Origin of the sequence: Blastopirellula marina, assembly GCF_002967765.1 — a bacterium.
Classification (GTDB): Bacteria; Planctomycetota; Planctomycetia; order Pirellulales; family Pirellulaceae; genus Bremerella; species Bremerella marina_A.
Window position 1 is genome coordinate 142,192 of the sequence record NZ_PUHY01000012.1, and the last position, 14,199, is coordinate 156,390.

The following is a 14,199-nucleotide window of genomic DNA, read 5'->3' on the forward strand; positions in this document are numbered from 1 at the left end:
ATCGGCAAGGAAGCCAAGACCCTGTTTCCCCCTCATAGGAAAAGTCCGAAGACGCGTTCAGCATCGACTGATCGCGGTTTTGCGTGCTGGTCGCGTGCGCTGAAGATGTGCGCGGTCTGGGTACTTCTATTCGGCATCGCGACGGTCGCTTCTGCAGAAATTCATCTTCCAAAATCGGATACGACGCGTCCAATTACCATCACCGCCGACGACGCCCGGCACTGGCAAGACGGCAACCAAGAAGTTTGGATCTTGCGTGGGAACTGCCGTATTGTGCAAGGGAACACGATTGCCAAGGGACAGGATGCCGTACTTTGGATTGACTACGCACAGCCGTTTCGGCTCGTCCCTCACAAGGTAACCGTGTATCTCGAGAACGAGGTTTACGTGAACTACCTCGACTCGGAAGAAGGTACGGCAATCTTCGAAGGCCCAACTTGGCTGGGCCAGATGTTCACGACATCGCGATTGGAACTTCCGAGCGACACAACGAAGTCGCCCCCTCCCGTTGCCCCAGCAATTTACCACCGGGGCCGCAACGCGCAGCCACTGGACGATGGCTTCGCCCCACCCCGACAAGTGATCGGTCCGATTCAACAGATTCAGTATGACGCCGGCGAACCGCTACCTCCTGCAATCTCGGTCGAGCCGCAGACGATCAAGATTCGCTTTTTGAATCGCTACTCAACAGGGTTCAATGCTCGCGCGGAAAAAGACCCGAACACCGGCGAGACCATCGGAAGAATTGTTTCTGGAATCCATGTTGTCGTTGAAGGCCTAGGAGATCTCGATACGGTCAGCCTTATGGCCGACCGGGCAATCGTCTGGTCAAAAACCGACATCCCCGAGCTGAACGGTGGTGAAGCTCCGGGCGGTGACAAGGACTACGAATTCTACCTGGAAGGCAACGTTATCTTTCGCCAGGGCGAGCAAGTCGTGTACGCCGAGCGGATGTACTACAACGTGCTCGACGAATATGGCACGATCCTCAACGCCGAGATGCTGACTCCGGTGCCTGAATACCAAGGGCTGGTCCGCTTGAAAGCTGACGTGCTGCAACGAGTCAATCGTGATCGCTATCAGGCCTACGGTGCGGCACTGACAACCAGCCGCATGGGCGTACCGCGCTATTGGTTCCAATCGAACCAGATTGAGTACACCGACCAACAAACTACGGTCGTCAATCCAGTGACCGGTGAAGCACAGATTGATCCGATCACAGGCCAACCGAAAATCGACCACAAGCGTCTTGCGACCTCGCGAAACAACACGCTCTATTTTGGTGGAGTACCGGTTTTCTACTGGCCGGTACTATCGGCCGATGTGAACGACCCAGTCTTCTATTTAAACAAGATCAGCTTCCGTAACGACCAGATCTTCGGCTTCCAAACGCTGACCGAGTGGGACAACTACGAAGTCTTTGGCATCGATAATCCATGGGAAGGAACCGAATGGGTAACCGATCTCGACTACCTTTCGTACCGTGGCTTTGGATTTGGCACTCAGTTCCGCTTCAACGACACCTATTTCCCGTACTTCAACAATCCTGCTACAGGCTTCCTGGATGCCTGGGCGATTCACGACAGCGGGATCGATAACCTGGGTGCCGACCGACGCACGCTGGAACCAGAAACCGACTTCCGTGGTCGTGTCTGGGGCCGACATCGCCAGATGACATTCGGCGACTTCCAATTCACCGGCGAATTGGGCCTGATTTCGGATCGTAACTTCCTGGAATCGTTCTACGAGAAAGACTACGACCAGGCCAAAGACTTCGATACCTCGTTCGAGTTGAAGAAATTGATGGACAACAAGAGCCTGAACATTTTTGGCTCGACACGCGTCAACGACTTCTTCATGCAGACCGAATGGATGCCGAAGGTTGACTACTACGTTCTGGGCGAGCCACTGCTATTTGATCGTTTGACGTATTCGTCGCACTCGCAAGCGGGCTATGCTCGTCTCCGCGAAGCGGCAACGCCGACAGATCCGGAAGACCTTGCGAAGTTTACCTTGCTGCCGTACGAAGCGGACGTGGAAGGCGTTGTTGCGACTTCCCGTCACGAAATCGACATGCCGATGGAATTGCTCGGCGCCAAGGTCACGCCCTATGCGTTGGGCGAAGTTGGCTACTGGGGACAAGACATCAACGGCAACGACCTGCTACGTGGATATGCCCAAGGTGGTGTCCGCGGAAGTATCATGGCCTGGAGCGTGAATCGCAACATTCAAAGTCAGCTTTTAAACTTGAACGGCGTCGCTCACAAAATCACTTTGTACGGTGATTTGTCCTACTCTGACTCGAGCCAGGCTCTGTCTCGTTACGCGATGTACAACAGCTTGAATGACGACGCCCAAGAACAATTCCAACGACGTTTCCTGTTCAACACCTACGGTTTAATGGCTGGCCAAGCTGTTCCGCCGCAAGTCGATCCGCGCTACTACGCCTTACGCTCTAACCAACAAGGGTTGGTTACTTCCCCTGTGAGCGAAATCGCTGATGACCTAACCGCCGGACGACTGGAACTGCGTCAGGTCTGGCAAACCAAGCGAGGCAGTCCCGGCAACGAAAAGATCATTGATTGGATCAAGCTCGACATCGGCGGAACCATCTTCCCCGACGCCGACCGCGACAACTTTGGCGAGACCCTCGGTCTATTGAACTATGATTTCAATTGGCAAATTGGTAATCGCCTGTCGGTGTTCTCGAACGCTTATTGGGATTTATTCGATGACGGGCTTCAAACGATTACCATCGGTAGCTACATCAACCGCACACAGATCGGCAACTTGTACGTCAGCTATACCAACACGGTTCAGCCGTTCAAGAGCCAACTGATCATCGCCTCGCTGCAGTATCGCCTCAGCGAGAAGTGGTTCGGTGGTTTGGGAACGGCGTACGACCTGAATCAAAACATGAATCTTGGACAGAACGTCTTCATGACGCGCATTGGCGAATCAGGCTTGCTGACGTTCAACTTCAACGTCAACAGCAGCCGCGATAACATCGGCATCGGAATCAACTTCGAGCCACGCTTCTTTGCCTCGGGACAATACAGCAAGATCAACGGTCAGCCGCTGTTGCCACTGGGTGCTCAAGGGCTGGAATAGCCTCGCATGTGAGGGGAATCCGTTCGCGATGAAAAACGAAATGACACCGCGCGGCTGGATTCGCAAGTTTCAGCTGGCTTTCTCGGGACTGCTCTGGGCGATTCGTACCGAAGGAAGCTTTAGCGTTCACCTGCCAGCCGCGGCGCTGGTCATCTCGATCGCGTTTCTACTTTCTTTCGACCCAGGACGCTGGGCCGTACTAGTCCTGACGATAGGCGCGGTACTTACCGCAGAACTCTTCAACACGGCCCTAGAGACGCTCGCACGGGCGATCGACGACAATCACAACGAGCATATCCGTCTCGCTCTCGACGCGGCCAGCGGGGCGGTGCTGATGATTAGCATGACGGCGATTGTCGTTGGGGGATTCTTGTTTTGGCAACCCATCGCCACGTGGTGGTCGCGCACTTTCGTAAATTAGCGCAGGCAAGAAAAACAATACCCTGCGTCAGGGTGAATGACGCAGGGTACTGTTATAAGTGGCAGCCAAGCCGAAGATATTTGTTAAGCCGATTCCATCCCCAAATGTTAAGGCTGGCCTTCGTAACTTCCTGTTGTGTTGTCGCGTGCCGTGCGATTCGCTACTACGATCCGGTCCGCCGTTGACCTGGGAAGATGTTCTCCCTCCACCTTCCTTTTCAGCTGAGAGCCATGCTCTCTCGCACGGTGATAAACTTATCGGGTCAGGGATTATTTGACCAGTCTTTTTTTAGGTTTTCTTAACATCGGTTACCCGATAACTTCTCCAAGACATGTTGCGGGTACTACACACGCATTAAAAAAGCCGCCAACCAAAATGGTTCGCGGCTTGAGTATTCTGTTAGTGAATGATCGTGATCGGCACCACCATTCCTAGGCGAGCATTAGGCAACGATCTCGTTGATCTTCACTTTGGTGTAGACCTGACGATGTCCCGTCTTGGTCTTGCTGTTCTTACGGCGACGGAATTTTTGGATAACCAGCTTCTCGCCCTGAACGACACCGAGGACTTCAGCTTTGACCGAAGCACCATCGACAACCGGCTTGCCAATCTTCACGCCATCTTCGCCCGAGACCAATAGGACCTGATCAAAGGTCAAAGCGTCGCCCACGGAAGCCTCGAAACGGAAATCGATCCGCAGTTCTTGGCCCTGTTCGACTTTGATTTGCTTACCGTCTTCTTGAATGATCGCGTACATCCGATTGAGTCCAATCGAGTTTCAATATTTCTGGATAAGCCCCTAATGGGGCAATTCGTATCAGGGGAAACCACACAATTTACCGGCAAACAGGCTGGTTGTCGAGGGCGCCATTTACCGTTTTCTTGAGGAAAGGCCCCTAGCTGCAGTTTCCCGCAAACCACGGTGCCTCGGCCCAGCAGGGCAGGGGAGAGGCAGCCACGCTAACCTGTTTACTTTCAGCAACTTAGCGACGACCGTTTCGCGATGTATCGTGAGGGTCGGTCATGTAGATGCGCCGTCCCTCAGCGTCCTTGCATTCGACTTCCACGTGCTCGGGGAAGACCGATTCGCTGCCGATGATGTGGACGACCACGCTGTTGTCATCTTCGATCATCGCAATTTCGCGACGCTTCTTATTGTTCAAATAAGCGGCGACCTCTTCGTTCACCCGGCAGTTTATCTGAGCAGCCTTGGGCTGTTGAGCAGCGGCGATCAGGACACGGGTCACTTCAATGGCCATGCTCTCGGAAGACTTCACCACCCCTCGGCCATTACAGCAGGGGCAATCACGGAAGATGCTACGTTTCAAGCTCGGACGAACGCGCTGACGGGTCATCTCGATCAAACCGAAGGGGCTCGTTCGCAAGATCTTGGTACGAGCGCGGTCCCGCTTAACCGAGTCCTTCAATGCGCGCTCGACGTTGGCACGGTGCTTCTCGCGTCGCATGTCGATGAAGTCGTTGACGATCACGCCACCCAAATCGCGCAAACGAAGCTGACGAGCGATCTCTTTGGCGGCCATCAGATTCAAATGATAGGCAGCTTCTTCTGAGCTACCGTCGTAACGGAAGTTGCCACTATTCACGTCGATGGCGACCAAGGCTTCGGTCTGATCGATCACGATCGAGCCACCACGTGGCAAAGGCACTTCGCGCTGGTGAATTTTGGCGATTTCTTCGTCGAGATTGTATTTGCGGAACAAAGCTTCTTTGGCGTCGTGCTTGTGCAGACGATCGACGAACCGCGGCATGACCAGTTGCAGGAATTCTTTCGCCGCATCGTATTGCTCTTTGCGATCAATGTAGATGGCGTCGACATCCGCCGCGAAGATATCGCGAATCGTGCGGATGATCATGTCGCTCTCTTCGTAGATTTCGCAAGGCCCGGTGGTCTTGCGAATTCGACGCACAATCAGCCGCCACAACCGCAGCAGGTACGCCATATCACGGGAGAGGTCCTTCTTCGTTCGATCCTGGCCGGCGGTACGCACGATGAACCCAAGCCCCTTCGGCGGATCGAGATCCAACAAAGTGCTTCGCAGGCGACGACGAACCTGATCGTCTTCGATCTTGCGCGACACACCAACCCGCCCCAGGGCCGGCATCAATACCAGGTAGCGGCCAGGAATGCTGATGTACGTCGAAAGGGTCGGTCCTTTGTTGCCGATACCTTCCTTGATGACCTGTACAAGGACTTCGTCGCCTCGCTTGAAGATCTCTTGAATTGGCGGCTTTACTCGAGGACGGGCCCCAGGCCGCTGCCGACGACCACGTCGCGTTTGCGTCTTGGTTCCACCACCGGAAGGTCCGTCGTCGTCCGAGTCGTCGCCATCTTCATCATCATCGCCGAAGTCACCACCGAAGCGGGATGCGGCGAGATCTTCCGGACGATCATACTGAGCTGATGGATCGTAACCGCCTTGGCGGAAGTATTGCGGCTCGACATCGCTGATGTGCAGAAAACCGTTCTTACCGACGCCAAAGTCGACGAATGCGGCTTGAATACTGGGCTCGAGATTGACGACGACACCTTTATAGATGTTACCGACAAAGCTCTCTTGGCTGGTTCGCTCGAGATAGAACTCTTCGAGAATCCCGTCTTCGACGATCGCAATCCGGCATTCTTCCGGCTGCGAGACGTTGATCAGCATCTCTTTTTTCATAAGAAGCTCGCTTTGGTGCATGGGGCCCATGACCGCAAAAGCTTTTACGAATTGGGATGTCGACTGCTGTGCAACTTGTCGGCCGACGATGACGTCGATGCCGAACCCTGGTCCGGATCTTCTACGTCAGCCCAAGTTGGGCTTCGGGTGTTTTCACGCGGCTAAAAGGGGTTTTCAACAGTGTGTTCCTTGGCAGGGTAACGATTCATTACGAGCGATCAGGAATCAGGAGGCTAAATTTGGAAGAGCGTTTCGCTTACCTTCCTGGCCGAAAATCTCGCCGGTGATGCCGAGCAGCGCTAGAAGAAGCGTGCAAAACTGGCTGAGGCGGTTAGCGGCTTGGGGCCCTGAGCTTCCGGCTGAAATTCAGTATCGGGAAGCTCCCATTCGTCTGTCGCTGGTTGGTTGAAATCGGGACGGTTCGTAAGCAGGCTTTTTAAAAGTCCCCGCTGGCGGATCCGCTTATCCTGCATTTCGATGTAAAGCGTTTGTGTCTTGAACCTGTGTCAAGGGATCCAGCGAATTACGATTCGCCGGAAAGGTATTTTCAATGATTTGTCTTGGGTCGACCCTGATTGGCAGGGCCAGCATGTTGGTGTGCCACGTCGCCGTTTGCGCTGGTGGTCTTAATTCTCTTCGGGAAACAATTGCCGTAAGTGCTCTCGCAGCAATCGTTTAATTTCCCACGCGTTGTCCATGTCTCGCACGCGAACCGCTAATTCCCGGCATTTTTCGGCGGATACATTGCGGCAAATCTCTTTCACTTCAGGAATCGCGCTCGGCGTAACACTCAAGCTACGCAAACCCATGCCAATTAGCAACATGGTGTAAACGGGATTCCCCCCCATTTGACCGCACAATGTGACCTCGATGTTAGCCTTTTTAGCCGAGTCGACGGCCATCTGAATCAAACGCAGCACGGCCGGGTCGCAGTTATTGTAAAGTGCTGCCACGTCTGGATTATTGCGGTCCACCGCTAATGTATACTGGACGAGATCGTTGGTTCCAATACTGATGAAATCGATTTCCTTGGTGAATCGATCCAACATCACGACGCTCGCAGGGACTTCAACCATAATGCCGACTTTGAGGTTTCGGTCGTAGTCGATTCCTTGCTCGTCGAGGTCTTCCATCAGGTCAGAAAGCAGCATTTTCGCCTGACGAAGTTCGTGCAGCGTGCTAACCAATGGAAACATGACTCGCACGTCCCCTAACACGCTCGCTCGCAAGATCGCCCGCAATTGGCGACGAAATTGATCCGTATTTCTCAGCGAAAGGCGAATGCTACGCAGCCCCAAAAACGGGTTCGACTCCGGTGTGTGATTGTCGCCGTAAATCTTGTCGGCACCGAGGTCGAGCGTGCGAATAACAATGGGACTTCCCTGCATGTCATGCACGACTTTTGCATAAACTTGATAATGGTCTTCTTCGGTTGGCTCGCTGTCTTGGCCGAGATAGAGAAACTCAGTACGGTACAAACCAACGCCGCTGGCACCACGCTCTAAACAGGCATCTGCCTCATGGGGAAACTCGATGTTCGCCATCAATGTGATGGTTTCGCCATCGGTGGTCACTGCCGGCAGGTCGCGGAGGCTCCGCAAGCGAATCTTAGTTTTTTTCTGCTGTTCGACTTCCTGCTCGTAGCGAGCGATCGTTTCTTCATCAGGCTGAACGATGACCCGCCCTTGGTGACCGTCGATGATCAACATCGTGTCGGTTTGGATCTCGCGAAGATGTGGCCCGACACCAACGACCGCGGGGAGTTCTAAGGCCTCAGCCACGATTGCGGAGTGACTCCCAGGGCCACCCACTTCGGTTACGATTCCACGAATGTTTCCTCGATCGAGATTGGCCATTTCGCTTGGCGTAATGTCGCGCGCCAGAACGATCGAAGGATGATTCGCTGCGAGTCGCCGCTTGGAATCCGCACCAAACAACACGTTGAGCAGCCGCTGTTCGATATCTCGGAAATCACCGGCCCGTTCACGGAGAAATGGATTGGGCACGCGTTCAAAAAACTGAATGTAACGTGCCAGCGACTGCGAGACGGCGTACTCAGCGGTGTAATGCCGGTAGCGGATCGAATCGATCAGCGATTCGTTCAGCTTCTCGTCACGCACCATTTGCAAATGTGCGGAGAAGATTGCTCCATACTCTTCGCCAAGTTCAGTGGCGACTTCCTGCTGGCTGGCTTGGATTTGTTCGGCAACCAAATCCATCGCAATCGTCAAACGCTTCAGTTCGGCATCGACGTTCGCGCGAGAGATAAAGCGACGTGTCACCCGAGGTTGCTGATCGTCGACCACCATCGCCTTGGCCATGGCGACGCCGGGGGAAACAGCGATCCCTTGGAGAACTCGCATGAAGTCATACTCACTGTGAAAGGGACGAACGAGCCCGCGGTTCCCTAGTACTCGTTCTCTTCTGCATCCTCTTCAACGAAGCGATTCACCACTTCGACCAGGGCGTCGGCAGCACTTTCGGCATCCGGGCCGGTCACCAAGATGGTTAGTTCGGTGCCTTGTTCAGCGGCCAGAGTCATCACGTCAAGGATGCTCTTCCCGCTAACCTTCAACCCATCTCGCTGGATCTCAACCTGGCACTGATACTTTAAGGCCTCTTTGACGAACAAGTTCGCCGGCCGGGCATGCAGTCCCTGTCGATTCGGCACAACCACCTTTCGAATGATGCAATCCTCGGCCATCCAAACGTGCCCTTGTAGAAGGAATGCCAAAAACAGCAAAGATTCGGATCCGCCTGGCTCCGAAGCTTTTTCGACATCGATCGTAAGCAGTGAAACGACTTAGCTACCGAACTGGTTGTTGTCGGCTTCGTCTAACAACTGCTTGATATCGTCGATCGTTTTCGACTGCTTCAAAAACTTGCAGAACATGTCGTCACGCAACTGACGTGAGATGTTCTCCAAGGCACGCAGGTGGTCCCCCGGACGATCCGGAGGAGAAACCAGAAGAAAGAACAGGTGTACCGATTCACCGTCGAGACTGTTGAAGTCGACCCCTTCGGTGCTGACACCTACCGTGCCGACCAGCTTTTCAACGCTGGGATGCTTGGTGTGCGGGACGGCAATGCCTCGGCCAATACCGGTGCTGCCCAGTTCTTCCCGCTTCATGATCGCCTTGATGATACTCTCAGCGCTATCTTCCATGATTTCGCCGGATGCAACGAGGCTAGCGACGAGTTCGCGAATGACCGCTTCCTTGTCCTTCGACTCCAGTTCCGGCTTGATCGCCTTCACACTGATAAAATCGGCAAACTTCATTAGCTAGGTTCCTTTTCATGGTGGACCGGGTCAGTCATAAGCATCTGCAGAGACTCGGTGCCATATGATGTCCAGCGTTGTCTCGCCAGCGTTGATCGATTTCTTAACTCTCGAAGTTCGTTTCCGCGTCGGTTGGGGGAGCTCCCTTACCGCGGTGCGCTTTCAGCTTTTCTTTGTGCTTGCGCAACTGCTGTTCCATCTTGTGGATGGTGCTATCGAGGGCCGCCAAAAGGCTTTCCGACTTGTCAGTCGCAACGAAGTCTTCCGTGCGTTCAGCGGACACGCGCAATTCGACTTCCGGCTTCTCGGTGTGCTCCAGATCAATTGTGACTTCGACACCCGTGATTCGCTCGAACAAACGAGTCAGCTTCGAGACTTTCTCGCTGATCGTTTCCTGCGAAGCTGGACTCAGATGACCATGACGCGTTGAGATGTTGACTTGCACGTGTGAATTCTCCTGACGGGAAATATCCGACAAAGTGGGGCTAAGAATCGGGAAATCGGTATGGGGCCCGAGCTTGCCGACGGAGAGGTAGCCACTATTTCTTTATGGATGCTATAGCGGAAACCACCCAGTCTACAACCAAGCGTGAATCATGACAAATGGAGCCACCCCCCGTTTGCGTCCAATTTTTCAACGTTTTTTTCATAATTGGCGCGTTGTTCGGTTCGTGCTGCAAACTCTTGCTATGACTCTACTTCAATCCCCCATCCGGGCGATCGAATGGCCTAATCCAAGCCACATCACCCCCAAATCACGCAGCAAGGGGAAGTTGTACCGCACAGGCCGTAGATACAAGGGCTCGGCTTCGCCTAAGGCTTCTCAGCCATTAGAAGCATACGTCTAATTCCAGGGACGCGGGCTGCTCGTAACGGAGAACCCCAACTCGAAACGGGTCCAAGCCCGTACCGCCGGTTCGGGATGCCGCAACAAGGTCTCCAGCTGAGCCCTTGTGGCATCGTTTAACTGATCAGGCGAGAAGCCACAAATCAATCGATAGATCAGTGGTCCATGTTGTGGACTTTGCTGAACCAGGACCGTCTTCAGCTGGGAAGCCCAATCCGGGTCTTGCGCAACCAGTTCACGGAATTGAGGTACAAAGGGCGAGAACTGGCCTTCATCCGACCACTGCGTCCAAACCTGAAATAACGTCTCGTGCTGGCCCAATTGCCCCAGAGCCAAAGCAGCAGCAGCCTTGACACTCGGCGAAGTGAGTTCGAGGTCTCGCTGCAGGTGTGAGAGTGGCTCATTAGACGATTGAAGCCGGAGGTTCCAAGCTTCAAGTTCCGCGGCATTCTCCAAGCGAGAATCGAACGAGCCTGCTTCGATGCCCCGCACACCTCGCTCTTTATGAACAGCAACGGCTTGCTGTGGCGTCAATCGAAAGGGGCCTCGGCAGCTAGAAATCGCGATCAGCGATTCTCCGGCGATACCCTCGATTTGCAGTTCCTGGTTCAAGCCGCTGGCAAAATCGACGCCCGATGTCGACAACGCCACGGTTTGAAGACGTAGCTGGACGGGTTGATCGCCTGTCGAGACTTCCACATCCTGACCCGCAGCGTGAAGTCGCAAATGTTCGCCCGGGACAAGCTTCAAATCCAACCTTCCATAACGCAAACGGAGACTTCCGGTGTCATCGCATTCGATATCCGAGGCGGACGCGATTTGTATTCGACTATCTTTGCGATGTAACTCGCACTGTCCCTGCAGGCTCACAACAAGCCGACCTTGGTCGATCGTTTGATGTGAAAGCATTGACCATGATGCTCGCGGGGTCTGCTTAAAGAAGCAGCCTTTCGCATTCCCAACTTGAAGCCGACCCGTCGAAGCGGCCTGGGCAGGTTGTGCTGAGCGGACAGGCGAATGAAACGCAGTGACGGCGACCTCTGACTGGGCGGTCTGTTCGTTTGCTTGAGCCATCGAAGCAGACTTATTTTCTAAAGGAACCGCCTGGGCGATAAACTTTTGCGGAGCAGGATCGACTTGGCCCGGCTCGCTTGGCTGTTTTGACAACTCCTCAGCGAGGACCTCTCGTTCGACTTCTTTCTGATCCTTCTGCTGCCAATGGTGGGCAATCATCTCTTCGACTCGGCCACGATTCATAACCACGAAGGCAACCAACCCTATGACACAAGCCGATAGGGCAACCATTTGAAACGCGGTGCCAACGAACGATCGCTTCTTAGCAGGTTCATCGGTCTTTGGTTTGACCTCGGCGACAGGTGCTTCTGGTCCGCCAGTGCGGAAGGTCAAATACGGAAGATCAATCTCAATTTCGTCATGACTTGATTCAATCGCTTGCGTCGCGTCGGGCATCAATGCGTAAAGTTGCTGCCGCAAGCCAGGATCGAGCGGGGCTGGGGTAGATAGCCACTGAGCGAGCACATCATGACAATTAGTTACTTCGGCCAAGAGACGATCGGAAGCAAAGCATTCGTTTTCCAGCTTTACCACCTCCTCCGCCGACAAGGTGTAGTCGAGGTAACTGGTAACCTTATCGAGACTGGCAATCCCGCGAGCGTCGAGGGAGAGAGCAACAATCTCCGGTCGCGATGAACGATCTTTCAGATGCCGAAGCAACTGCAAGACAAACGGACTATGTTCGATCTTCTGCGCAATGACGGCCGCTTGCTGGTCGTTTAGCAAACCATGTTCATAGGCAAGCAGCGTTCGCAGTGTCAGGCGCATCCGTTCCCCTGGACTTTCGTACTCGTAGTGAGCGACACAGATTTCGTCTCATGCGGTAAGGCAATCCGCAGGATAGTAATCAACACCCAATCGATTCCCCAATAGGGCTTTGCGGCGAATGCCACTTAGCCGCCGTGACAAAGCCCCGTAATTCGCATAATTTTCCTACGCCGATTCTTTGACAGCCCACGTTTTGTGAGGTACTCGTTTCCAACGTAACAATCTCGCCCCACCTCTGACGACTCGAAATGGAGTCGATTCTCACGCTAGCGATCTAATGCTAGCGGTTAGTCGGGTTGTGCATCTCGCTCGATTACAAAACTACATCTCAAGTGGCGAATGGATCAATTTTGGTCGCTAGCACTGGTCGATGTTTGCTAACGGTCACACGGTCGTGACCACGCTTGGCATGGTCGCCGAGCGCCGCAGGAAGCCAGAGTGTGGAACGGATGCCTAAAACTCCGCATTGTTTGGCAGCTTTGGAATTCGTCGTTTCCAACGCACGAAGCCAGAGCAAAGTCGTGGAGCCCATTGTCATGAAGACGTTTCTTACTGTGCCGAGTGTCTTGGCAGGATTGCTGAGTGCTACGAGCCTATTTGCCCAAGCCCCGGGCAACAACTATCAACTATCGGCCTATCGCCCTGGTGCGACCTACTACGCCGAACCCGTCGCGCCCGCCAAGTTGTGGGGGCAGCCGGCCTCGAACATCAGCTACAACAATAAACAAGACGCTAGTCTCGAACCGATTCCAAGTGACAAAGCCTATTTGGACGCTTTGGAAGGCAAGCCGAATGCCAGTACTCCGCCCAAGATGCCCAGCCTAGATGGGTCATCGCTCGACGGAGCATGCTGCAACAGCGGAGCGACCAGCTACGATTGCTGCGACGTCTACAGTGATTGCTGTGCCCCCTGCAGCCAGTGGTTTGCTTACGGTGGCGGTCTGATTATGAACCGCGACTTGGAGAAGGAAGTCTGGCTCAGCAACGATAGTGGCGACTTCTCGCGTCAGATCATGGGCACGCATGATGCTGGTATGGACTGGACGGGTGGCTACGAAGTCCGTCTTGGCAAGTATTTCGCTGCCAGTGGGTGTGCCTGGGAAGGCCGCTTCTGGGCACTGCGTGACAGCACCGAGTACAGCGTTACCAACGCAGGGTTAGCCGGCCAATTGGATACGCCGTTGTCAGTCAACTTCCAAGGGCTGTCCTACAACAACGGCACGGCGCTGCAGAATGCCACGGCATACTTCGATAATGCCATGATCCACCGACTACGTCGTAGCTCGGATTTCTATAACATCGAACTTAACGTGTTCCAAAACCCGAACATGTATGCCTACTCGTGTGGGCAAAGTGCCTTCTCGATCGGCGTATTGGGTGGTATTCGGTACTTCCGATTCACCGAGCAGATGTCGTTCTCCTCGGATACCGTCGACACAGTGTTCGATGGCAATCCCAACGAAATCAACTACGACATCAACGTAGCGAACAACTTGATTGGTCCGCAAATTGGTTTCCTGGGTAATCTCAATCATGGTGCCTGGAACTTCCAAGTAGGAACCAAGTTCGGTGTGTTCGGCAATGCCGTATCGCAGCACTCACAGGTCTACGGATCTGCTGGGAATGCAATCATCGATAACGCTCTTAGCCCGAACAATGGGCGTGAGTTCGACATCAGTGGATCGCGTGGTCGCGTTTCCTTCCTGGGTGAGCTCGACGCCAATATCAACTATCGTCTGTTCCAGAACTTCACGCTAACGGCTGGTTATCGTGCCGTTGCGATCTCGGGCGTCGCCTTGTCGGCAGATCAAATCCCGCAAAACTTCGAAGACTTTGCCATCATCGAACATACGCAAGCTTCGAGCGACTTGATTTTGCACGGTGCTTACTTCGGCGGCCAGCTCGTCTGGTAAGTTGACCATCCATGACCTGTTTGGCCAAACAGAAAAAGCCGCTCAATTATGAGCGGCTTTTTTTCGATCTTGGTTCGCTACCATGAATCGTCGAGGATGACAGG

The 14,199-nt window shown here is 53.9% G+C and carries 10 protein-coding genes; 3 read left to right on the forward strand and 7 right to left on the reverse strand.

Annotated elements, in window-relative coordinates; translation table 11 throughout:
* Positions 1-105 precede the first annotated feature (105 nt).
* Entirely contained in the window at positions 106-3,111 is a 3,006-nt protein-coding gene (locus tag C5Y83_RS16910) for a hypothetical protein (RefSeq protein ID WP_146117809.1), read from the forward strand.
* 28 nt (positions 3,112-3,139) lie between these two features.
* Positions 3,140-3,532 carry a diacylglycerol kinase gene (locus C5Y83_RS16915; RefSeq protein WP_105330950.1) on the forward strand — a complete coding sequence of 131 codons (393 nt, stop codon included), beginning with the start codon at positions 3,140-3,142 and terminating at the stop codon, positions 3,530-3,532.
* Between the two features lie 442 nt (positions 3,533-3,974).
* Here C5Y83_RS16915 and rplU read toward each other — a convergent pair whose 3' ends face one another.
* From rplU to C5Y83_RS16950, 7 genes are all read right to left on the reverse strand, one after another.
* The gene (gene rplU / locus C5Y83_RS16920) at positions 3,975-4,289 is read right to left on the reverse strand and encodes a 50S ribosomal protein L21 (RefSeq protein ID WP_105330951.1); all 315 of its coding nucleotides are present in this window, start codon (positions 4,287-4,289) and stop codon (positions 3,975-3,977) included.
* A 226-nt stretch (positions 4,290-4,515) separates the two neighbouring features.
* The gene (locus C5Y83_RS16925) at positions 4,516-6,213 is read right to left on the reverse strand and encodes a ribonuclease E/G (RefSeq protein ID WP_105330952.1); all 1,698 of its coding nucleotides are present in this window, start codon (positions 6,211-6,213) and stop codon (positions 4,516-4,518) included.
* A 626-nt stretch (positions 6,214-6,839) separates the two neighbouring features.
* Positions 6,840-8,576: a phosphoenolpyruvate--protein phosphotransferase gene (ptsP, locus tag C5Y83_RS16930; RefSeq protein ID WP_105330953.1), complete on the reverse strand. Its 1,737-nt coding sequence runs from the start codon at positions 8,574-8,576 to the stop codon at positions 6,840-6,842.
* A gap of 44 nt (positions 8,577-8,620) precedes the next feature.
* Entirely contained in the window at positions 8,621-8,917 is a 297-nt protein-coding gene (locus C5Y83_RS16935; protein ID WP_105331883.1) for an HPr family phosphocarrier protein, read from the reverse strand.
* Between the two features lie 99 nt (positions 8,918-9,016).
* Complete coding sequence (locus C5Y83_RS16940; protein WP_105330954.1) at positions 9,017-9,493, reverse strand: PTS sugar transporter subunit IIA; 477 nt, start codon at positions 9,491-9,493, stop codon at positions 9,017-9,019.
* 103 nt (positions 9,494-9,596) lie between these two features.
* On the reverse strand, positions 9,597-9,938 hold the full coding sequence (gene hpf / locus C5Y83_RS16945; RefSeq protein WP_105330955.1) for a ribosome hibernation-promoting factor, HPF/YfiA family: 342 nt from the start codon (positions 9,936-9,938) through the stop codon (positions 9,597-9,599).
* Positions 9,939-10,337: 399 nt separating this feature from the next.
* Complete coding sequence (locus C5Y83_RS16950) at positions 10,338-12,182, reverse strand: hypothetical protein (RefSeq protein WP_105330956.1); 1,845 nt, start codon at positions 12,180-12,182, stop codon at positions 10,338-10,340.
* 536 nt (positions 12,183-12,718) lie between these two features.
* Here C5Y83_RS16950 and C5Y83_RS16955 point away from each other — a divergent pair.
* On the forward strand, positions 12,719-14,095 hold the full coding sequence (locus tag C5Y83_RS16955) for a BBP7 family outer membrane beta-barrel protein (protein WP_158262388.1): 1,377 nt from the start codon (positions 12,719-12,721) through the stop codon (positions 14,093-14,095).
* The last annotated feature ends 104 nt before the right edge of the window (positions 14,096-14,199 follow it).